This is a genomic window from Clostridium fessum, assembly GCF_003024715.1.
GTDB lineage: Bacteria > Bacillota > Clostridia > Lachnospirales > Lachnospiraceae > Otoolea > Otoolea fessa.
Map to the genome: position 1 here is coordinate 784,697 of NZ_PYLO01000002.1, position 22,543 is coordinate 807,239.

Below are 22,543 nucleotides of genomic sequence, written 5' to 3' on the forward strand. Positions count from 1 at the left end.
AAATTAGATGCTAAAAATTTGTAATTAAGAAGGAGTGATTACATGAACAAAAATATAAAATATTCTCAAAACTTTTTAACGAGTGAAAAAGTACTCAACCAAATAATAAAACAATTGAATTTAAAAGAAACCGATACCGTTTACGAAATTGGAACAGGTAAAGGGCATTTAACGACGAAACTGGCTAAAATAAGTAAACAGGTAACGTCTATTGAATTAGACAGTCATCTATTCAACTTATCGTCAGAAAAATTAAAACTGAATACTCGTGTCACTTTAATTCACCAAGATATTCTACAGTTTCAATTCCCTAACAAACAGAGGTATAAAATTGTTGGGAGTATTCCTTACCATTTAAGCACACAAATTATTAAAAAAGTGGTTTTTGAAAGCCATGCGTCTGACATCTATCTGATTGTTGAAGAAGGATTCTACAAGCGTACCTTGGATATTCACCGAACACTAGGGTTGCTCTTGCACACTCAAGTCTCGATTCAGCAATTGCTTAAGCTGCCAGCGGAATGCTTTCATCCTAAACCAAAAGTAAACAGTGTCTTAATAAAACTTACCCGCCATACCACAGATGTTCCAGATAAATATTGGAAGCTATATACGTACTTTGTTTCAAAATGGGTCAATCGAGAATATCGTCAACTGTTTACTAAAAATCAGTTTCATCAAGCAATGAAACACGCCAAAGTAAACAATTTAAGTACCGTTACTTATGAGCAAGTATTGTCTATTTTTAATAGTTATCTATTATTTAACGGGAGGAAATAATTCTATGAGTCGCTTTTGTAAATTTGGAAAGTTACACGTTACTAAAGGGAATGTAGATAAATTATTAGGTATACTACTGACAGCTTCCAAGGAGCTAAAGAGGTCCCTAGCGCCTACGGGGAATTTGTATCGATAAGGGGTACAAATTCCCACTAAGCGCTCGGGACCCCTTGTAGGAAAATGTCCTAAGTGTGGCAACAATATTGTATTAAAAAAATCGTTTTATGGTTGTTCAAATTATCCTGAATGTACCTTCACTTTAGCTGAACATTTTAGAAAGAAAAAACTCACCAAAACAAATGTAAAAGAATTACTAGAGGGAAAAGAAACCCTGGTAAAAGGAATCAAAACGAAAGATAGAAAGTCCTACAATGCCGTTGTAAAAATCGGAGAAAAGGGATATATTGATTTTATCTCTTTTTCAAAATAAGCATACTCAACTCATCCATGCAACGATGATAGGGTTGCAGCATTGCAAAATTTAGGTGTACCCTATTCTCGATACTAAATTCATAATCTCACAAATTGGCAAGCAGTGTAAACCTGTACAGGTTCACTCATTTTCTCGATTTTCCCTTCGGTGCAATCTTCGCAAATTTGCTTGTTGGGGAAGCATCCCCAATCCCCTTTGAACATCATCTGCCGATGATGGCTACACGATTTTCAATCGTTTCTCAAAGAACAGTAGAATAAAAATTTGCCCATGGTTGAAAGCACCGAAATCGAAAAGCAAAAAAGCAGCCACGATCCGCACCCTTTGGGGAGTGCAGACCGTGGCTTTTTGCTTTAACGGAAGTTCTTCTTTTCCTCTTTCTCTTTCTCTTTTTCCTGCTCTTTCTGCCTGTCGATATTCAAAATCGTTTCAACCGTCCGTTTGGCAATCAGCAGTTCTTCTTTCTCTTTTCTGATCTGACGGTACTCAGCGTAGTCCTGCTTTTTCTGGACTGCCAGCTGATGAAACTCCTCATACAATGATTGCATGGACGGGAGCTTTGTAATCTGCAATTCATCAAAGGCTTGCTTCGCCGCTTTATGAATTGTGATTTCCTGACGGTGTTCTTCAAAGAATTTTTTGCTATATCCAGACTTGCGGTACTCGATATAAATTTGCCTTGTGTTGCGATAATTTTTGATGTGCTGCTGCAACGCCTGAACCTCAACCATACGTTTCTCTGCGACCTTGATAGAATCAGAAAGCGCATCGAACCGGGCAGACAGATTTTCAATATGAGCAGTCAGATCGTCGTAGTTGCCCAAGCCTTTTTCTTTCAGTAGGATTACCGTTCGGGCAGCTTCTTTTCGGTTGAACTTCTTCGCCCACTTTTCATAACCGACCGTCTTGCCCTCGGCCATCTTTGCCTGAATATCAATCAGCATCTGGAACTGCTTCGGGGCAGGAGCCTTGGCAGAGCCGCCTTTTGATTTGTGCAGGTTCTTGCCGGAGATAACCGCTTGAATTTCCTCTTTGCTATATCCTTCGCCCAGGGAACGCAGCCGAATGAAACGCTTCTGATTCTCGCCCTTGAACGCAGGCTGCTTTCCATCCTTGAACTCAAATCCCATGTCAGCCAGAGCCTGAACAAAGCCATCAAAGCTCTTTGGTTTCTGCTTCAGCACCGCATCAATCGCATCACATAATTCGTCACGCTGGGTACGCTTCTTGGGATAAACAGTTCTTTTCTGGCGCTCCCGATACGGCTTCGGTGTAATAATGGACAGCCCGTGTTCCAGGCAAACCATATCACTGAGTCTTTGCACCGCCAGACCGGAAAGAAAGAAGTTTTTGAATTTCCGTGTGGCATCCAGCGAGGTCGAATTATAAATGATATGATTGTGAATGTGGGATTTGTCGATGTGGGTCGCAACGATGAAAGCGTGTTTTCCCTTTGTCCATCGCATCGCTGTTTCATAGCCGACTTGGTTCGCTTCTTCCGGGGTGATTTCTCCCGGCTTAAAGGACTGGCGTATCTGGTATGCGATGATATTGTTCTTCTGCTGTCTGCCGGTAATATGCTGATACTGCCGTTTGGAAAGCAGAAATTCCTCATCTGCTGTCTTTGGATCACACTCATAGGAACTGATAAATTCGCCATCATTGGTTTTTGCGGCATTTTGTGAGTAGTCGGTTCTGTCTGCCAAACATTGAGCGACCGTCTTTCCCTTATTCACATGGAGTGCAATCAATCTTGTCGCTGCCATTCCCATCACTTCCTTCCCAAAAAGAAAAAGCCACCGGTCGGTGACTTTTCTCTGATATTATCTTATGACCTGATAAATGCTCCCAGACTTTCTCCAATATTCTCGACTTTCATAACAGCCCAGACGAGCAAGAACACCGCTGCTATTGTCGCAATTCCAAGAACCACAAGAATAAGCAGGGACTGCCACAAAGCCTTTACAATGCAGTAAATCGCAGATCCGCCAATGACCAAGAGCAATAAACCAATTACATAGGACACAACATTTGTAAGCAGATTTCCAAGAATGCAAATCACTTTTACAACGAACAGCACCGGCAGTGCCAATATCTTCAATACCAGCTTCATAGGCTCAACCCCTTTCTTTTAATTATATTGTACAAGGGTATCTGCCATAACGCAATGATGTCAACCCTTATGTAAAAGCCGCAGCCGAAACTGCGACTTCCCAACAAGTTGTCGGATTACTGGATTGAGGACAGGCGAACAAGAACTTCTCTCATGTCCGTCCAGATCTCCTCCAGCCGTTTTTGCAAATCCTCAATGTCAGCACGATAGATGCTGCCTGTTTCGTTCGCTCGCTTTGCGTACTGGTTCAGGTTGTTGGAGCAGATTCGCAGGAGCGAAACCAGGGCTTTCACATCCTGCAAATCCAGTCTGATACAGTAACCATCCAGAGCCATTTTCCGCAGATAGGCTCCCATGCTGCGGATGCCAAGCTCGTCCATCTTCTCATGGATTCGCTCGACCTCCTCCTTGGATGCAAGGAAATGAACATCCTGATCTCGCTTTGCCATTACAACACCTCCTCACGGGTTTCAGAGTATTTTGCAGGCGGGATATGCTCCGCTTTGGATTTCAGATCAGCCAACACAGAAGGACGCTCTGACTCGCTTCTTTCGTCACGATTTTCCACAGAGTCCTCCATATTCAGGGCTGCATCCAGTTCTGCCAGTCGCTGACTTTTGGCTGTCAGCTCTGCTTCCTGCGGGAACGGTTTTCCAACCTCCGCCTTGGCTGCTTCCTGCTGATTGTAGAGATTATTCAACTGCTCATTGGCTCGTTCTAAGCGCTCAAGGATGCCTGCAAGGGCATTGTCCAGTCGGGTGATATTTCCTCGTGCGTCCGTTCCAAGGGCTACTCTGTGGCTCACAGCGCCCTTCAGGGTCACATCGAACTCGTTCCGGAAACTGTCAAACGAAAGCTCCATCTGAAAGCCACGGTAACTGCCAAGAGGAACCGGATCGGCACTTTTCGTGTCCTTACAAGCCGCAAGGAGGATTTCACCGGCATCTGCCTTTTCGGTGTAGGCTTTGCCCATGATTTCCATGCCGCAAAAGCCATCGGCAATCTGCGGGTGTGCTTCCACGGTTTTAATATCAGCTTCAAAGCCATGAATATAGCCTGTCTGCTTTTCAATCTCAGCCGGGAAGTATTTCAGAAGCTTATCTTCCATACGGTACTGCTGGCTCTGGTGGTCAGCTTTCAGCACCTTCAGCCTTGCCACATCAATGTCCAAGTCCATCTTTTCCTTGATAAGCGGATTGCCGGCACACAGCGCCTTGATCTCCGCATAGGACAGCGCCTGCTCATCCACATCGTCACAGGAGCGAACCGGTGATTTGGAGGTCATAATCTGAGAAATAAACTTCTGCTTGTTTTCCAAGGTCTGATACAGGTAGGCATCGAAGGTTCCCTCGGTCACATACTGATACACCTGAACCTCTTTGTTCCGGTTGCCCTGACGGATGATACGACCGTTTCTCTGGGTCATATCAGACGGACGCCAACCCACATCCAAGTGGTGAACTGCCACCAATTTGTCCTGGACGTTGGTTCCTGCACCCATCTTTTGCGTACTGCCAAGAAGCACTCGCACCTGCCCGGTACGAACCTTGGCAAAGAGGTCTTTTTTCTTTGCCTCGGTATCTGCATCATGGATAAAGGCAACTTCTTCCGCAGGCACACCGTTTGCAATCAGCTTGGTTTTGACATCATCATAGACATTGAAGGTTCCATCATTTTTCGGTGTGCTAAGGTCGCAGAACACCAACTGGGTCAATTTGTCAGCCTGACCGTCCTGCCAGATACGCAGGATATTTCCCACGCAGGCATTGAGCTTGCTGTCAGGGTCATCGGGTAACAGGGTGTTCATTAGCCGCTGATCCAGTCCCAATTTTCGTCCGTCGCTGGTAATCTTGAGCATATTATCGACGGACGGGTCTACAATACCGGCATGAACATCTGCTGCTCTCTCTGAAAGGGAAGCCACCATATCCTTCTGGTACTCAGAGGGCTGAACCACAACCGTTTCAAACTTTGCTTCGGGAACAGGGAGATGCAACTGGTCAGAGGTCTTGATGTCGGCAACCTCCTTGAACATATTCATCAGTTCAGGCAGGTTGAAGAACTTCGCAAATCGGGTTCTGGCACGATAGCCGGTTCCCTCCGGTGCAAGCTCAATCGCAGTTGTTGTTTCTCCGAAGGTCGATGCCCAGGAATCAAAATGGGTCAGGTTCTTTTGCTGGAGCGTACTGTACTGGAGATAGCGCATGACCGTATAAAGCTCGGTCATCGAGTTACTTACTGGAGTACCGGTTGCAAAGATCACACCACGCCCGCCGGTCAGCTCATCCATATAGCGGCACTTCATAAACATATCCGAAGATTTCTGGGCTTCGGAGGTGGACAGACCTGCCACATTTCGCATTTTTGTGTAGAGGAACAAATTCTTGAACGCATGGCTTTCGTCCACAAACAGCCGGTCTACACCCAACTGCTCAAAGGTAATGACATCATCTTTCTTGTCAGCGGCAAGGAGCTTGTCCAGTCTGGCTTCCAATGATTTTCGTGTTTTCTCCATCTGCTTGATCGTGAAGTTTTCGCCACGCTGCCATTTCAGCTCCGCAATCGCACCCTCGATCTCATCAATCTGCTCCCGCAGCTGCCGTTCCTGTCGTTCGGCAGAAAGCGGGATTTTTTCAAACTGGCTGTGACCGATGATGACTGCATCATAGTCACCCGTTGCGATACGAGCGCAGAACTTCTTACGGTTTGCTGTTTCAAAATCCTTCTTGGTGGCAACAAGGAGCTTGGCACTCGGATAGAGGTGCAGGAACTCGTTTGCCCACTGTAAGGTCAAGTGATTCGGCACAACGAACAGGGATTTCTGGCTCAATCCAAGCCGTTTACTCTCCATAGCCGATGCAGCCATCTCGAAGGTCTTGCCCGCACCAACTTCGTGTGCAAGCAGCGTATTTCCACCATATAGCACATGAGCGATAGCATTTCTCTGGTGTTCACGGAGGGTAATATCCGGGTTCATGCCGCCGAAACGGATATGAGAGCCATCATACTCACGAGGTCTGGTGGAGTTAAAAAGTTCGTTGTACTTGGTGGAAAGGGTTTCTCGTCTGTGCGGATCTCTCCAAATCCAATCTCGGAACGCATCCTTGATTGCCTGCTGTTTCTGCTGTGCCAGGGTAGTTTCTTTTTTATTGAGGACACGCTTCTGCTTACCATCTGCATCTTCAATCGTATCATAGATACGAATATCCTTCAGATTCAGCGTTTCCTCCAGAATCCGATATGCGTTGGCTCGCTCTGTACCGTAGGTGACATACGCCGCCACATCGTTGTAGTTGGGAGAACTCTTACCGTTGATGCGCCACTCTGCGGTCAGCTCGGAGAACTTGACCTCAATGGAACGGCGCAAGTAATACGGCGTTTCAAAGGTTTCCTCCATGAACTGCTGAATATAATCGGCATCAATCCATGTTGCACCCAAACGCACATCAATCTCGGACGCATCCAAGTCCTTCGGCTGTGCTTTCTGCAAGGCTTCCACATTGATGTGGAAGGAAGAATCCCTGTCTGCCGCCATCTGTGCGACACGCAGCTTGCTTCTTACATCACCGGAAAGGTAATCATCGGCAGTCTGCCATCCAACTTCCACAGCATCGGGAGCCATCGGGTCTTTGAAGATCACCCCTCGAAGCTCTGCCTGAATCGCATCGTATTCTCCAGGTGTTCCAAGCAGCTGTGCCATAAACGGCAAATCCACCTTGCCACGCTCACCGATAGAGATTGCCAGAGCTTCGGACGGCGTATCCACGCTCGTCACTCTGCGTTCCGGCTTGATGGTTCGCTTGGTGAACATATCCGCCTTGCTTTTCAGATTGCCGTCCTCATCCACATTTTCCAGAGAACACAGGAGATAGTAGGAGGAATCGTCAGCAAATGCCTGACCATTGGCTCGATTATTGATAAGCCCGTTCTTTGCGGCAAACGCATCGTAGGCATCATTCAGTTCTGCCTGTTTCTGAGTAATCATTTCATCCGGGTAATCCTCAAGCTGATATTCGATCAGCTCGTTGACGATACCACGAAGTTCCACCATGCCCATCACACGGTCTTTTGCTTTCTCATTCAGGTCTACACGGCGCATCAGGGAGTTTTCACGGAAGTACACATTGCCATCCACCACGGTATAAGAGAAATTCTTTACATCCGGGGTTGCAGGAATGGTTTCGATTTCCTTACCCTTGTCAGCTTCGGGAAGCTCCACAGCCTGATAGGTTCCTTGGATGTGGGAAACTGCTTCTTTCAGAAGTTCGGACAGTTCCATGCCCTCAATGGGACGCACTGTAATGTCCATGCCGTAGGCGGTACTTTCTTCCACCGTATCGCCCAGAACCATTTCAGGATGAGCGACAAAGTAGCTGTTCATGGTGTGTCCTTCTTCGGTGCGGTCAAGGTTTACCCATTCCGGTACAATGTCAATCGGATGGTCACGCTTTTGCAGGAACAGGATGTCGGACACGACTTCCGTGCCTGCGTTTTTCTTAAAGGCATCGTTTGGCAGACGGATTGCACCAAGCAGTTCCGCCCTCTGCGCCATATATCGCCTTGCGTCAGAGTTCTTGGAATCCATGGTGTAACGGCTTGTCACAAAAGCGACCACACCACCGGGACGAACCTGATCCAAAGCCTTGGCAAAGAAATAGTTGTGAATGGAGAATCCCAGCTTGTCATACGGCTTGTCGGACACTTTGTAGTTGCCGAAAGGGACATTACCCACAGCCAGATCGTAAAAGTCTCGGCGGTCTGTCGTTTCAAAACCGGCTACTTTGATTTCTGCGTTGGGATAGAGCTTCTGAGCAATTCTGCCGGTGATGGAATCCAGTTCCACACCATACAAACGGCTGCTCTGCATTTCAGGAGGGAGCATACCAAAGAAGTTGCCGATACCCATAGCAGGCTCCAGAATATTTCCTGTTTCAAAGCCCATCTGTCCGACCGCATCGTAGATGGAGCGAATGACCGTAGGGCTGGTGTAATGTGCGTTCAGGGTGGAAGCTCTTGCCGCAGCATATTCATCTTCGGAAAGCAGGTTTTTCAGTGTCTGATACTCCTTCGCCCAATTTCCCTTGTCCGGGTCAAAGGCATCTGCCAGACCGCCCCAACCGACATAATTCGACAAAATCTCCTGTTCTTCGGTAGTGGCGTTCCTGTTCTCGCTTTCCAGTTTGAACAGAGTTTCAATGGCTGCGATGTTTCTTGCGAATTTCTGCTTCGGTCCACCTTCACCGATGTTGTCATCCGTGATGTGGAAGTTCACCGCAGGAACAGGTGGGATTTCTCTGGTGGTGATGGACTGCTCAAGCTGAGCGATAATGTCCATGACTTCGGCATTCTGCCATCCGTCCACCTGGGCATAATCCTGAATGATGGTGTCCTTTCCATCTACGCACTGTACGAAGTCCAGACTACCCGGCAGATCTCTGGTATTCATTGCACCCAGGGCTTTTCTCTGCGTGTCAGGAAGTGCATAGTAGGCTCGCAGGGCATCATCAAAGGAACTGTATTCCTTGATGTCCAGCGCACCCCGCTTCTGAATGTCCTCGGCAACATAAAAATGATCGATGAAGTGTTCCGGTTCCTGCTGTTCGGGTTCCGCACTGGCTCTGACCTGTGCGTGTGCCTTTTCGTCAGGGTAGTCCCCATAGATACGGATGCACTTATGCTCCTGCTGATCGTAAACGGCAGCACCATCGTACTTGAATCCGTCATCCTCCATGGTTCCGTCCACATAGCCCTGGGCAGCTTTTTCCGCTTCTTCCAGAGTGTAGTAGTCCAGTTTATCATCGAAGCCGTTTTCAAAGTGATGGTAGGCGGCAACCAGATAGCGGGGAGCCATGCGCTCCTCGTAGCTGTTAATCATCTCAGGTGTCAGCCATTCTGGTTTGTCGGGAATCATTTCATACAGCTCACGCATCTTGGCAATCTGTGCATGGCGGTTGCCTGCCCACAGATGCTTTTCGCTGTGCTGTCCTGCACCAAGGAAGTATTCGCAGTCCATACGCAGACGGTCTAACAGCTGATACTCAGGGGTGTAGTCCCTCGGTTCGGTTTTGCCCAGAAAATCCTCTGTAACGGGCTTTTCTTCGGTTTGGGCATCAACCCTTACCGCATGGTTTCTTTCGTCCTGAGAGAGCATACGCTCGAAATTCTCACGATTCTCGGCACGGAAGATGGGATAAGCAAGCGTAGGGTCACGCAGCTGAACTTCTCTGTCCGTGATCTGCTCCACACGGAAAGCTGTATCGTCCAGATATACCGTGTCACCGACCTGATAATTCCATTTCGGTTCCTCGGAAGCAGATGCTTCCACAACTTCGGCAGGCTCTGCCACAGGCGCTTCTGGCTGAACCGACTCCATCGCAGCTACGGACTGACGAACTTCCTCCAAATAGTCATTGGCAAGCCATTCGTCCGTGAAGTATTCCGTAACGCCTTCCGGGTCTACATAGTAGTCATCGGTCTGATTATCCCAGATCGCATACTCGCCATCCTCGGTATCAATCACTGCGAAACGGTCATAAACATCTTCCAACGGATCAGTTTTAGCTTCTTCGATAGCCTGTCGTTCCGCTTCTTCCTCCGGGCTGAGGTAGCGTCCCTTTCGTATCAGACCGTCGATTCTCTGCACCACCTGCGCCCAGGACATCTGCAATTTATCGCAACCGCTCTTGGTGTAAGCAACACCCTTGGCATCGTGATCCTGACCGCTGTGCGTTGCACCAGAGCAGGCATGGGAATGACCACCGGTTCCGTATTCATGCTTCAGGAAGTCCATCTTTTCCTTGGCAGAATGATTCTCCTGCCAGTAGTTATAAATACGGGCTTTACCACCGGAAAAGCCGCTTCCACGGGTCAAGTCTGCATTGACTTCATCATCCGTAATGAACTGGCGGACAAGGGGCATCTGCATCATATCGGTCTGATACTCACGCAAAGGCATATTCAACTCATACAGCTGTTTCTGAATGAGATTCAGCTTGTGATAGTGAAAACGAAGCAGATCGGGATTTTCCGCAAGGGTTTTTCTAAATTCCGAATACTGCTGTACCAAGGTTGCGTGGAAACGAGGGTCATCCAACTTTTCAGCCAAGTCTGCGGTTTCGTCAGGGAAACCACGAAACGGTTCCTGATGAAGAATTGCCAGATAGTTGCTGGAACGGGCTTCTTCACTCAAATCGTGATAAAGATGCCACAGGGATTCTGCCAACTTCTGACGCTCATATCCGGATGCTTCTACCAGTTCCACATTAGTTGCGAACCGACCATTTTCAAGCAGTTCTCCAATGCGCTCGGCAACCGTTTCCCAAGAAACGATCTGCGCTCTGGGGCTGTCAATGGCAGAGGAACCTTTGGCAAGGTGGATACCGTCCTCGGCATACCACGCACAGATATTCCCGCTATCTTCTTTCAGACCATAGCCGCCGTGATAGACCTGCTTTAAGGTCTGAACGATTTCTTCCAACGGCTTCTGCTTCATATATTCCAGCGCTACGACTTTTCGGGCTTCATCGGTATTGCTACCAAGCAGAAGGAAGTGGTCGATTTCTTCCTGGGCAAAAGAAAAAGCAGAGGGCGTAAAGCTCTCTGCTCGGTCGATAAAACTGATTTGTTCATTTTCGGAGAGGAAAAGGTTCAGACTCAGCTGTTGATAAGCTCCGTCATCACGACTTCCTCCGCCTGTGCTTTCAGGCTGTTCATGTGCTGCACCCACGCCATCTGCTGCGTTTCCTTGTCCGGTGCGGGGCTGTCCTTCAGGTACTGCTCCATCAGAAACTCCACTCTGGCTTTCGCTGTTTCCTCGATCTCCCACAGGTGCGGGAACAGGCTCTCCGTCAGAATCATGTCGTTCAGGAGCATCGGATTGTTCTGTTCCAAAAATGCTCGACGCATCCTGCCGTACTTGCCCAGAGGTTTCTCTCCCTCGTTCTCCAACTGAAGGTTCGGAATCTGATAATCTCCGGCCTGTCTGTAAGTCATCTCGCTCATAATCTGTACTCCTTTCGGTAGCTTTAATCTGCTCATGTTCTCCAATCGCTTTTTCGATTTCCTGAAACATCCTTGTGCTGATGGCATTCACCGCAGTACCAAGGGCATTTACCGTCTGTCTGGTGTTAAAATCAAACACCTTCTGGAAATCCTCATGCTCGAAGTAGTTGTCGGGACTTTCCACGAACCGGCAATACATCGTATAGGATACGCTGTTTGCCACCGCATTTTTGAAAGCTACTTCGATGTTGAGTTCATCATACTCCTCAAGGAAGCTGTTGGCAACGATGTCGAGGAACTGCTTTTTGTAATCGTCCCAATACTCAGCCGCCAGTGCGGATGCAATATCTTCAAGCTGTGCTTCCAGTACCCCGTCAGCGGCAACACCGAAGGTACGCTCCATCGCTTCCATGACATAGGAGCGGTTTTCAGGCGTCACCTCCCACGGTTTCAGTTCCGGGGAAGAACGGCGAACGCCGGTATCCGCCACATCAAACACATAGCGCAGATACGGTTTATCCCTGTTCATCACAAACAGAGCAATGCCGGTAGAGCCACGCTTTACATATCTGCGGTAATTTTCAGCGTTCCAGTCCTCATAGGGCTTGCAAAAGGTCGCATTGGGGCGCTGAGCATAAATCATCACCTGTTCCGGATAGGTGAACTCATAGTTGCGGGACATCGTTCTCAAAAACGAAGTCCAGTTATCTGTGTTCGAGGTGATTTTCCCAATCGTTTCTTTTGCTAATCCGGAATAAAATCGCTCTTTTGCGTTCATTGTATCCCTCCAATCCTATCAATCCGGATAAAGGTTCAGCTTCTCAAAGGCGGCATCGTCCATGGCTGAAACTTTACGGAGAACCGAGTCTGCCAAAGCAAAAAGCTCTGACTCGTCCTCCGAAAGCTGTTCCTTCATCAGTGTCAGTGCTTCACACAGCCCTGACCTTGTGCCAGGGCTGTAAAGCATCATCATGTTCCGCTCATCCTGTGTGAAATCCATCATTCAATCTCCCTTTCCGGGTGGCTCTTGGGCGGCTTATGGGAAACATCCGGCACGGGCTTTTCCTTTAACTGCTCCAACACCGAAGGACGTTCCTCTAATCCGGACGCTTTTCCGTTATTGATGATACCGTCAATCATCCCATAATCATCTTCCATTGCCATCTCTGCGTTTTTCAGGTAGTTTTCGGACTTCATAAAGTTTTCCAGCTTCTGAAACCCAACAGAATCTACATAGTGAAAGGATACCTCACCGACTACCTTTAAGGCTACGATGTCGCTGACCGACATACTGTGACCACGGAAATCATCCGGGTGGTCAATATTGAACTTTACATACAAATCTTCCAGCTGCCGATTCACATCCTCGGACATAGAAATGGAGCCATGATAGACCACCTCGTAACGGTCAATCTCAGGCTCCATTTCTTTCTTCTGAAGGTAGCTGTAATTTGCAAACATGAGCGGGATATTATCGTCTACATCTTCCCGCAGCTGAAGAATCGCATAGGAATCCGTGGGGCTTTCCAGAAAAGCAACCATTCTGTCATCCGGGGTGGTATTTCCGTGAACATCATCCCATTTTTCGTTTTTCATATCCGTGTCCTCCTTATCGTTCAGGCTCTTTGCGTTTGGGAGAGGGACTGGCAGGCGCAGCTTTTTCTGCGGCCTGTGCCAGTTTTTCCATGACCGACTCACGCTTCGGAGAGTCGAGCTTATCCAGCTGACTTTTCAGCACTTTGGCAACCTCAACCGCAGTTTCCTCACGGGCTTCTTCAATGGCTGTATTCAGGAACTCACGATACGGAGCCGTATTACCAGCGGCAAGATCTGCCTTGATTTCTTGGATATGCGCCTGCACATCATCGACCTGATCCATATATTCATAGGGGTCGAAGTTCTCTGCAAAACGGTCGAGCTTAAAAGCAAGCTCAGCGATAGGGTCATTGACCACCACCGCCTGTCTGCCGACTTCAAAAGCCTGCTCCATGACATCCTCATAGAACATTGCCCGCAGTTCCCGGCGCTCCAGCCCGAAGGATTCCAGAATATCCCGGCGGACTTCGAGCATGGACAGTTCAGGGTTATCAACCTGACCGCCATCAATCTCGTTGTAGTTTTCATCCAACAGGGTGTAGTCGTAACCATCTTCGCAGGTCTGCACCGCAAGGATTCTATCCTTTCCGACCTTCCATGCGGCTTCATCGCCCATAATCTCAGGCTCCGGCATATAGCTTGCGCCGTTGCGCTCCATAATTTCTGCAAACTGGCAGATATGAAACACATTGTATCCGATCTGCGTATGATACTCGTCAATGAAGGTGCAGGGCTTCACAACCATTTCATCCGGGTAGTGAATCTGCACACAGCTGCCATCGGGGATATGAAACAAATCCTTATAATGGCTGTCGATAAATCGGATTTCCTTACCATCCGGGTTGTACTCATTTGTCATTTGCGCTTTCCTCCATTTTCAAATTCCATACTGAACTTCGTTTTGCCATCATCTGATACCTCCATAAAGACGGTGGCATCAAAGGTGTTGCCCGTTCTTTCGGACTTGCAATTCTTGAGCTTTACCTTGCCGGAACCAAGCAATTTCTGCGCCGTGGCAGAAGTCATGCTCTTGCCGATGCTCGCAAAGTAGCGATTGTTTTTCCAGAGGGCAAATTTGCAAGCTCTGTTGGAACAGAAAAATGCCTTGGCTTTGTCCTCTACAGCACTGCCGCAGAGCGGGCATTTGCCGATAGAATTGGCTTCTTTCGACATCATAACCTCGGAATCACGGATTACTTCATAGTTCTGAATCAGACCGGCAATCACATCTTTGATCTCGTCCATAAAGTCCTCGCTGGCATATTCGCCTTTCTCAATGAGCAACAATTTTTCTTCCCAATCCGCCGTCATGGATGGGGACTGAATCTGTTCCGGCATGACTGTTACCAGAGCCGTACCCTTGTGGGTCGGAATCAGGTGTTTGGTTTTCTTATCACCCTTACGCTCCAGAAAACCGATGCGAACCAGCTTCTCAATGATACCGGCACGGGTCGCAGGCGTTCCCAAACCTTTGCGCTCCACCTCATCAGGCATTTCGTCCGCACCGGCAGTTTCCATAGCAGAAAGCAGAGTATCCTCTGAAAGCTTTTGTCAAGGGGGTGCGTGGATATTTTTCATATTACTTACGCAGATTCTCTCTCTGCTTCTGCCTGAATAATGCGTTTCAACCTGTCCTCCGCAGTCAAACCGCTACTATAGTCAAAAAACACTTTGACTTTATAATTTGTTTTGCCTTGCTTAATCACAAAAACTCCATCCGGTTTGTTTTTCTCCGAATGGTTATTTTGGGTGGGTAGTGTACTGTTCACAATATTTGTCATACGATATTCCTCCTTAAATGAAAAAAGCCCGACAAGGAAAGGTCTGACAACGAAGTTCCGACAACGGACATCAGAAAACCTTTTTTCTTTATCGGGCGATACTATCTTTTTACTATTTCCTTTTTCTTTATAATATTGGTTGTCATGGTTGTCAGAGAGGGAAAAGTGCCGCAATATCAAGGCTTTCGGGATTTTTACCCGACAACCAGACCGACAACCGGCTCGACAACCGAAGCGACAACTGGCTTTTATTTTTGCTTCAACCATTCTTCCGGAAGCCCTAACTGTTCCATTTCCTCTGTCGGGATTTCTTGAAAACCATCCATGCTGTTGTCAGGCTCGTTGTCGTTCCTGATACGCTCCCAGCCTTTTTGTCTGCGGTAAGGCTCTGGAAAATACCTCGGATTGCTGAACGCCCTCCAGCCTGTGACAGCGTTATTCATAATGTCATTGATCTCTCGCAGTTCCCATTGTTTCGGTTCGTCATAATCATGCCCCAGTGCTTCTTTGTAAAGCTGTTTGGAGCAGACTATGCTGCCGGAATAGCGTTCCAGATAATCTAAAATCTGTCCTGCCTTTGTGTCCTCCGGCATAAAGTCCTTTTGGTGGGCTTTCAGATAAGCGTTCATAGCCGGACTGAATCTCAGACGGAAATTGCCGCTTCTGTAAATCTCCATAGCTTCTGCCCACATCTGATTGATATACTCTCTGGAAGCCTGTTCATCCGCCAAAATATGAACCTCAGCCCTTTCAGGATAGACCATAACCGGAACGAAGCGGCGGTTGCCTGTTCGGTCAAGGGGAAGAAAGTCAAGGGTATTAGAAGAACCTCCAAACACACATTGTCGTTTTCTGTCTGCCGGATGTGTTTCATAGGGTATCTTATAGGTTTCCTTTTGTCGGCTCAGAAAGGACTTGATTTCTTCAATGCTCTTAGCGTTGGCAGTTGCAATCATTTCCGACATTTCAATAATCCAATGCCCCTGCATTTTGCGGTACACATTTTCATCATCCAGCTTTTTCAAATCATCAGAGAACCAGTCATCATTGACCGCAAGCAAACGGAAGAAAGAGGACTTTCCGGCTCCCTGACCGCCTACAAGACAGAGCATTACCTCAAATTTACACCCCGGCTTAAAGGCTCGTGAGATAGCACCCAACAGAAACAACTTCAATGCTTCATAGGTGTAATCATCTGTATCAGAACCGAGAAAGCGGTGCAGACAGAAGCGTATGCGTTCCGTTCCGTCCCATTGCAAGGCATTGAGAAAATCACAGACAGGGTGGTAACGGTTTTCATTGGCAATAACCGCAACTGCGTCTATGATTTTCTTCTCTACGGTCAATCCATAGTTTTCTTCAAAATATAGGAGCAGATATTTCACATCCACATCCGTCAATGTCGGGCTGTCACGATACCAACCGAGGGGCTTCACAATGTCGATTCTTTCGGTCAGAAGATTTTTTCGGATAGCCCCTTTCAAAAGCGGGTCATATTGCAGAACACGCTTATAATTTGCGGCAGTATTATAAACCTTACCTTTCTCGCTCTGCTCTAAGCTGTTTCGGATTTCTTCTACTGTGCATGGTTCTGTCTGCTGACAGTTCTGCAATTCGCTGTTCAAGTTTTAACACCTCCTTTCTCTGTTCTGCCACAAGTGCTTTTCGTTCCTCCAATGAACCATACAGAAGAATATCAAGCAGATATTCGATATAGTTCTTCTTATGCAGTGCTTCTGCAAACAGGGGATTCCATTCCTCATCCGGCTGTTTAGGAGCGTATTTCTTTTCCCATTCTCTAAGAAGATGAAAATAATCCGTCAGCACCTTGTAGCAATGATTTTCTCCTTTTTGATACTTCTGTTCCGGTGTCGGCTCACGAATACGAGGGCGGACACTGGGCTTTTGTCGCCTGTCATAGTTAAGACCAAAATCTTCAGCAAGTTTGACAGCAGCTTCCCTCAGCCCGATACCGAATAGCTTCGCTGTGAGATCAACAGCGTCTCCGGTTGCTCCGCAGCCAAAACAGTAATAGCGTTCATCCAGCTTCATACTGGGGGACTTATCTGAGTGAAACGGACAGCACGCCATACCTGTGCGACCCACTTTCAAGCCATAGGCTTCTGCGGCTTGTCGGGCAGTAACATTTTCTTTTACAACTTCAAATACATTCATGTGACTCCTTTCCTGAAACGAAAAAAGCACCTGTCATTTTCAAAACGAAAACAGCAAGTGCCTTAGAGTTCCATATTTAATTTTAGGTGCAAAAAAGCAGGAGACCTTTTCAGATTTCCTGCTTAGCAAAGCTGTGAAGATTTAATTGTGGTTGGGTTGCCAGTTATACAAACTGGAAATTTTCTTTTTAGAATGAATTATTTAATTTCTACAATAGCACCATATTTCGTATGCGGAAGATATTGTACCTTTAAATAAGTATTTTTATCAATATACCTTGAAAATACTGTGATTTCGATTTCATCATCTTTAACTTTATCATATAGAAAAACACTTCTTCTTTCAGAAGATATATCTGCACCACCATGAGATTGTTCAGTTACATATCCTTCTGCATAACTATACTGTTTGTTTATGATGTAAGGCATATCTAAAACAAAATCTTTCAAATATAAGATTAAAAGAATAGCTACTATAACAAGAATGGTATTAGCCAATCGAAGAAATATTATATCATTTTTTCCAGTATATTCTTTTTTTATCGCTTCTTTATCAAAAAATATCGAATAGATAAGTTTTCTTTTTTTAATTAGATAGATAATGCAAGCAATTAACGCTATAACAAATAATGAAACTCTTATAAACAATCTAAATATAGCAAAATCCATAATATCATCCCCTTAAACTTCAAGTTTGTTGCTTACATTATACTTCATCAACCTAAAGAATGGAAGATTTTTTCTTGCCTCCCAAAGCAAAAGCACCTGTCATTTTCAAAACGAAGACAGCAAGTGTCTTAGAGTTCCACATTCTATTTTGAGTGCAAAAAAGCAGGAGAACTTTTCAGATTTCCTGCTTAGTAAAGCTGTGAAGATTTAATTGTAGTCAGTTTTTCTTATACCATCCGAAATTTATACTTTAATGTTCTCTCATAACAAAAATCAATTTTGTCCTCCAACAAAAATACCGTTTGGGGGATTATCCCATATAAAATTATCCTCAGCCACTTCGCTCTCCAATGCAATTTCAATTTTATATATCCCCACATTTTGGGCATTTTCATCATCCTGACTATACATATAAAAATTCATACAATACCTTTCCTTCTCTGTCAATATGAGATACATACCATCCAATTCCGTTTTCCTTTTACCATAGTTGCTTTCACTTGATGATGCACAATCGCCCTCAAACCTTTGGATACTGCCCTCAATATAATCGAAAAAAGCAGAGATTTCAGTGTCTAAATTCTCAATGTTCTTTTTGCTTTCTTCGGAAAATAGAGATTTTAGTTTCTCTGAATCCTGTTGCTTACATGCCTCGATAATTTGTTGACACATCTTATCCGTTTCATTTTGTTCAGAGCTAAACCAGTCATTGAAATATTTGTTAGAGCAGCCTGTTAAACCGAGTATAATAATCACACTGGAAAGCAACAATACTTTTTTCATATAATTACATCCTTTACTGAATAATTGCAAAATCACTTATTGGATTAAGGTCATTACAAAAAATTTCTTACTATCATTATACTTCATCAACCTAAAGAATGGAAGATATTTTCTTACTCCCTAAAGCAAAAGCACCTGTCATTTTCAAAGTGAAAACAGCAAGTGCTTTAGAGTTCCATATCCTGTTTTTTGCTTTTTGCCTGATCCGTCCGGCTGACTTCACGCTCTGCTATTTCTTTCTTTTTGCGGCTCAACTGCTCTATAATGGAACTTTTAGCTTTCTTCTTGATTTGCTCCGTTCCGGCTTTTTTGACCTCCGGTTTCATCAGCGTGGTTTGGATTTTCTGAATGGTTGATTTCATAGCGTTTGTGATTCTGGCAATCACGCCATCCAATCGTTTCACTGCATACTCAACTTCTTTCTTTGAAGCCTTACGCTCAGGGGAGAGAACCCACGCTTTAGACTGCTCCACCAGCTTAATATCCTCCTTGTGCGTTTCCAGTTTTACAGTATCAGCAACGACCTCAACCGCCTTGTCATAGGCAATATCGGCAACCTCGTCCACCAGAGCTTCCACATCTTCAATCTTCATCGTGAGTTCTTCCAACTTTTGCTCCTGTGCTGCCAGTTGCTCCTTTTGCTTGAAAAGAATATAGTCCTGTTTTTCCAGATAAGCACGACCACCATATTCGGGTTCTTCTTCCAGTTGTAAGCCATGCTTTTTCGCCACATCGAACAGCAACACTCGGCAGGCTGAATCGAAAGTCATCTTGCGGTTATTTTTTCTTCCGACAGGCTTCTCCGGTTCCGGCAGTTCAAATCCCAGTGCTTCCAAAGCCTTTTCCTGTTGTGGGGCAATCTCCCCATATTGATTTTCACAGTCGAACACATGACGCTCGTGAATATGAGGGGTGCTTTCATCCAAGTGCAGCGCCCAATTCAGGATATGGACATGAGAGCCGAAACGCTCATTTACGATTTCCATAAATTCTGTGACAATCTCAATGAGCAGTTCCGGTGGAACATGATTATCAAGTGTTCCAATCTGATAGACCGTTTCCTCTGGACAGGTCTTTTTGCTTTTGAGCAAATCACCGGTTTCCTTATTCCTTTCAGGGTGTCGGTTCTTCACATTTCTTTCGTTCTGTCCGGTTACAAAATCACGATACCGCTGACGATAAAAAAGCTGTTCCACATCTTCAAAAGTGGCAGACAGCTCATTTTCCTTATCGGGATTTTTGAAATTGCGGAAGCCATTGTAACAGTCCCAATAGAGATTTTGTTTGGCTCGTTCTTCGTCAATGTGTTCGCTGTTGGCAATGTCAAAACTGCGGTCATTGTGCTTCGGATTATAAACGCCATTCTTTCCAGCTCGTCCATTGTGCCTTGTTAATTTCACATGAGTTCCTCCTTTTCTTTTTGATTTCCCCGACAGGGGAGAAGGGCAGCGAAGCTGATTCCTTGCGGCTTTCTGCGTCAAGTAATACCCAGTACTAAGTGGCGAAACGCCACTTAACTGGGCAAGGCTGCCGCCCTTGACCTGCACAGGGGTATTGCATTCCCTGTACCCATGCACAAAGGGTTGCACCCTCTGTACTCCCGCCCGAACAAACTGACTTCGCCCCGTCTCAAGCTCTGTCAGTTCCTTCGGTTTTGCAAAACAGTCCACCGGACTATTTTGCAAAAAGAAAAACCGACGCATGATCGCTTTACGCTCAATACATCGGTTTCTTCATCTGACCTTAACGGTCATATTCAGTTGTGGCGGATTAGCCAATTTGAAAAATTATTCTGGCACATCTACTGAGTAGCTCAGACAATCGCCTCTTTTATTGCTTTCCAAATCGTTATAATACCACATATACATCGTTCTACCATATTCTTCATATTCTATAATTCCATCTGGCTTTTGACCCTCTACTTCTAATGAGTAAATTTCTTTATCATGTGCATAGCCAAAAACGAATCTGGTATCTGGATAATTTGGATTTAAGTCTTGTTGAATATCACTTATTGTTAAAGATAAATGGATAAATTTTTTGAAGTCTCCCCCATAAGTGGTATCTGGTGTAGTGGCAGATGGTGTGGCATTTACAAACGCATATTGTGTACTTTCATTTTCTATCTGTTTTTTGCAGCGTGCAATCACAAAACCTTGAACGGGATCGTTATCACTTCCTGCTCGATAGAAAATCGTATCATACTGTTTGCCATTCCATATATGCAATATTTCATCAACATGATTAAGAAAATCTTCTGGAGCTGATAAATCTTCATGTTCTGCTTTTAAGGGGGAATTCAAAATAGCTTCTTCGATAGAATTATAATATGTAAGTTTAGAATCGTCTTTTCCATTATCTGTCAACTTAAACTCGATATACTCATTTCCTTTGTTTTCTTCTTCCGGAACATAAGTATAACGACCATTTTCAATATGGTCATCATAATCAACAAACAGTCCAATACATATCAGCGCTGCAAAAATCAAAAAAACTATTCCTATAACGATTAGCAATATTTTCAAAAATTTTTTCATACAAAAGTCCACCTTCTTGCTTCATTTCAGTAAATTATATCATACCGATATGAACAATTCAATTTACACTCTATCAAGTAGTTTTTTTACTTACCTGTAACGCACATTTCTGCAAAATCCATAGTCCCCGATACTTTCCTCACGGGTGATATACAGTCGGAATTCTGTCAGCTCATGAAATAAGAAAAACCGACGCATGATCGCTTTACGCTCAATACATCGGTTTCTTCATCTGACCTTGACGGTCATATTCAGTTGTCTAACATCGTACTGTTATAAAATCTATGTCATTTACGATTTTTCTTATGCTGATTTGCCCAGTAAGATTTTACAGGGATTCTTCTTCTTTTTATGTCCTCCATAAATTCTTCTTTGTCAATATTACTATCAATGGTAAATAATTTTTCTCCATTTACATATACACGCATAGAACCTTTCTTTCTCTCGCAATAGGTAATATCTTCAAAGTGAAAAGTTCTCTTTCTTCCAAAAGTTGAACGCCATGTGATTTCATCTCCGTTCACTTCCAGTTTCCACATAATCATGTTCAATGAGCCGATTAAAGAAACAATAAAGAAAATACTAAAACCAATTGGTGGCAATAAATCATCTTGTTGAATAGCACTGGCTACCGTAGCTCCCCCAAAAAGAAACACCGCCAATACAAAAAACATAGTAAGTACTTTTTCGGTTTTTATTATATAATGCGTCCTAATTATTCCCTTTTTCTGTTCTTCCTCTCGTTCTTTAGCTCTCTTTTGTTGAAGATTTACAAGATATTTCAAAAGAAGAAGTACAACTAAATAGGGACCTATTTGTGTAATTATATTCAAACACATTCGTAAAAAATTATTCATTTTTGCCCTCCATAGTTCCAGCTATATAAAAATGATTGTTTGAAATCGAGTATTAAAAACCTCAATTTTTCATATCTCATTATACTTCATCAACTTAAAGAATGGAAGAAAAAATTTTGTGTACAGAGTTCCTGTTCAAGCCTTGTAACGCACATTTCCGCAAAATCCATAGTCCCCGATACTTTCCTCACAGGCGATAGGCAACGGTCAAAACATCAGGTCTGCACCTGACATTTTAACCGCATATCAGCCCTGATTATCACATTATCCCTGCTGGCTGTTCAGCCCATGCTTTTTCGCATATTCGCTGGCTTTCTGTCTGCGTTCCTCACTGTAAGGCGGCAGGAAACGGATAGACAGACGGGACTTTGCCAGCTCATAAGAAACACCGCCTTGAACATTGGATTTTTCCAGTCGGCAAAGGTCAGGGTACTTCTTAGCAAAAGCAGCCAACCTCTTTTTCAATCCGGCGTTGTGGGTGTAGATATTTGCCTTGTCCTCGCCCTCATTAAAGAGAACGATTGTTTCTTTCTCAATCTTCGTCAGTCTCGTCATAGCAGCCCTCCCTATGGTTTTTCAACACACGCAGCTTGCAGTAAAAGCAGCGATACCACCTTTCAACACCCTCAGCACTCAGCTTGACGGAAAGCATATAAAACAGCTTCTTCGCCACTGGATCGGGTGCAAGGGCAGCTACCATACGCAAACGCTCGACAGTTGCTTTCAGGTTCGGACAGCCAAAGGCATAAAGGGCTTCCATTTCATTCCGGTTCATCTTCATTGTGTTTTCCTCCTTAAAGTTTGATAAATGAAAAGCGA

Annotated in this window: 19 protein-coding genes and 1 pseudogene; 2 read left to right on the forward strand and 18 right to left on the reverse strand. The window is 45.1% G+C overall.

Annotation, left to right across the window (positions count from 1 at the left end; translation table 11 throughout):
- Positions 1 to 42 precede the first annotated feature (42 nt).
- Together erm(B) and C7U56_RS08790 are read left to right on the forward strand one after the other, a co-directional pair.
- Positions 43 to 780: a 23S rRNA (adenine(2058)-N(6))-methyltransferase Erm(B) gene (gene erm(B) / locus C7U56_RS08780; RefSeq protein WP_002292226.1), complete on the forward strand. Its 738-nt coding sequence runs from the start codon at positions 43 to 45 to the stop codon at positions 778 to 780.
- A 145-nt stretch (positions 781 to 925) separates the two neighbouring features.
- Positions 926 to 1,210: a topoisomerase C-terminal repeat-containing protein gene (locus tag C7U56_RS08790; protein ID WP_073459356.1), complete on the forward strand. Its 285-nt coding sequence runs from the start codon at positions 926 to 928 to the stop codon at positions 1,208 to 1,210.
- Positions 1,211 to 1,566: 356 nt separating this feature from the next.
- On the opposite strand, the gene C7U56_RS08795 is transcribed toward C7U56_RS08790, so the two are convergent.
- The 18 genes and pseudogenes from C7U56_RS08795 to C7U56_RS08885 all read right to left on the reverse strand — a co-directional run bounded on the left by C7U56_RS08795 (position 1,567) and on the right by C7U56_RS08885 (position 22,505).
- Positions 1,567 to 2,979 (reverse strand): relaxase/mobilization nuclease domain-containing protein, encoded by a 1,413-nt coding sequence (locus C7U56_RS08795; protein ID WP_002578945.1) that lies wholly within the window; start codon positions 2,977 to 2,979, stop codon positions 1,567 to 1,569.
- 62 nt (positions 2,980 to 3,041) lie between these two features.
- The gene (locus C7U56_RS08800) at positions 3,042 to 3,326 is read right to left on the reverse strand and encodes a hypothetical protein (RefSeq protein ID WP_002578946.1); all 285 of its coding nucleotides are present in this window, start codon (positions 3,324 to 3,326) and stop codon (positions 3,042 to 3,044) included.
- 116 nt (positions 3,327 to 3,442) lie between these two features.
- The gene (locus C7U56_RS08805) at positions 3,443 to 3,775 is read right to left on the reverse strand and encodes a plasmid mobilization protein (RefSeq protein WP_002578947.1); all 333 of its coding nucleotides are present in this window, start codon (positions 3,773 to 3,775) and stop codon (positions 3,443 to 3,445) included.
- The gene (locus C7U56_RS08810) at positions 3,775 to 12,105 is read right to left on the reverse strand and encodes an LPD11 domain-containing protein (protein ID WP_002304391.1); all 8,331 of its coding nucleotides are present in this window, start codon (positions 12,103 to 12,105) and stop codon (positions 3,775 to 3,777) included. The genes C7U56_RS08805 and C7U56_RS08810 overlap by 1 nt, the downstream gene beginning before the upstream one ends.
- An 18-nt stretch (positions 12,106 to 12,123) precedes the next feature.
- Positions 12,124 to 12,330 carry a transposon-transfer assisting family protein gene (locus C7U56_RS08815; protein ID WP_002578948.1) on the reverse strand — a complete coding sequence of 69 codons (207 nt, stop codon included), beginning with the start codon at positions 12,328 to 12,330 and terminating at the stop codon, positions 12,124 to 12,126.
- Complete coding sequence (locus tag C7U56_RS08820) at positions 12,327 to 12,923, reverse strand: YodL domain-containing protein (RefSeq protein ID WP_002304389.1); 597 nt, start codon at positions 12,921 to 12,923, stop codon at positions 12,327 to 12,329. Before C7U56_RS08820 ends, C7U56_RS08815 begins: the two co-directional genes overlap by 4 nt.
- A 13-nt stretch (positions 12,924 to 12,936) precedes the next feature.
- Complete coding sequence (locus C7U56_RS08825; protein WP_002304387.1) at positions 12,937 to 13,782, reverse strand: LPD16 domain-containing protein; 846 nt, start codon at positions 13,780 to 13,782, stop codon at positions 12,937 to 12,939.
- Positions 13,779 to 14,459, reverse strand: a pseudogene (locus tag C7U56_RS08830) (DNA topoisomerase); the annotation flags it as partial. The pseudogene C7U56_RS08830 and the gene C7U56_RS08825, both read right to left, overlap by 4 nt.
- A gap of 47 nt (positions 14,460 to 14,506) precedes the next feature.
- Entirely contained in the window at positions 14,507 to 14,971 is a 465-nt protein-coding gene (locus C7U56_RS15960; RefSeq protein ID WP_233430223.1) for a transposon-encoded TnpW family protein, read from the reverse strand.
- Positions 14,953 to 16,317 (reverse strand): virulence-associated E family protein, encoded by a 1,365-nt coding sequence (locus tag C7U56_RS08845; protein ID WP_029677266.1) that lies wholly within the window; start codon positions 16,315 to 16,317, stop codon positions 14,953 to 14,955. The genes C7U56_RS15960 and C7U56_RS08845 overlap by 19 nt, the downstream gene beginning before the upstream one ends.
- Positions 16,241 to 16,879 (reverse strand): CHC2 zinc finger domain-containing protein, encoded by a 639-nt coding sequence (locus C7U56_RS08850; RefSeq protein ID WP_107000942.1) that lies wholly within the window; start codon positions 16,877 to 16,879, stop codon positions 16,241 to 16,243. The genes C7U56_RS08845 and C7U56_RS08850 overlap by 77 nt, the downstream gene beginning before the upstream one ends.
- 197 nt (positions 16,880 to 17,076) lie before the next feature.
- On the reverse strand, positions 17,077 to 17,547 hold the full coding sequence (locus C7U56_RS08855) for a hypothetical protein (protein ID WP_008394496.1): 471 nt from the start codon (positions 17,545 to 17,547) through the stop codon (positions 17,077 to 17,079).
- 273 nt (positions 17,548 to 17,820) lie between these two features.
- Positions 17,821 to 18,330: a DUF5104 domain-containing protein gene (locus tag C7U56_RS08860; protein ID WP_008394495.1), complete on the reverse strand. Its 510-nt coding sequence runs from the start codon at positions 18,328 to 18,330 to the stop codon at positions 17,821 to 17,823.
- Between the two features lie 167 nt (positions 18,331 to 18,497).
- The gene (locus tag C7U56_RS08865; RefSeq protein ID WP_025579931.1) at positions 18,498 to 19,730 is read right to left on the reverse strand and encodes a plasmid recombination protein; all 1,233 of its coding nucleotides are present in this window, start codon (positions 19,728 to 19,730) and stop codon (positions 18,498 to 18,500) included.
- A gap of 387 nt (positions 19,731 to 20,117) precedes the next feature.
- Entirely contained in the window at positions 20,118 to 20,867 is a 750-nt protein-coding gene (locus C7U56_RS08870; RefSeq protein WP_005930799.1) for a hypothetical protein, read from the reverse strand.
- A gap of 287 nt (positions 20,868 to 21,154) precedes the next feature.
- Positions 21,155 to 21,724 (reverse strand): DUF6560 family protein, encoded by a 570-nt coding sequence (locus C7U56_RS08875; RefSeq protein ID WP_035393633.1) that lies wholly within the window; start codon positions 21,722 to 21,724, stop codon positions 21,155 to 21,157.
- A gap of 264 nt (positions 21,725 to 21,988) precedes the next feature.
- Complete coding sequence (locus C7U56_RS08880; protein WP_005930793.1) at positions 21,989 to 22,279, reverse strand: hypothetical protein; 291 nt, start codon at positions 22,277 to 22,279, stop codon at positions 21,989 to 21,991.
- Complete coding sequence (locus C7U56_RS08885) at positions 22,257 to 22,505, reverse strand: hypothetical protein (protein WP_005930789.1); 249 nt, start codon at positions 22,503 to 22,505, stop codon at positions 22,257 to 22,259. Before C7U56_RS08885 ends, C7U56_RS08880 begins: the two co-directional genes overlap by 23 nt.
- Positions 22,506 to 22,543 lie beyond the last annotated feature (38 nt).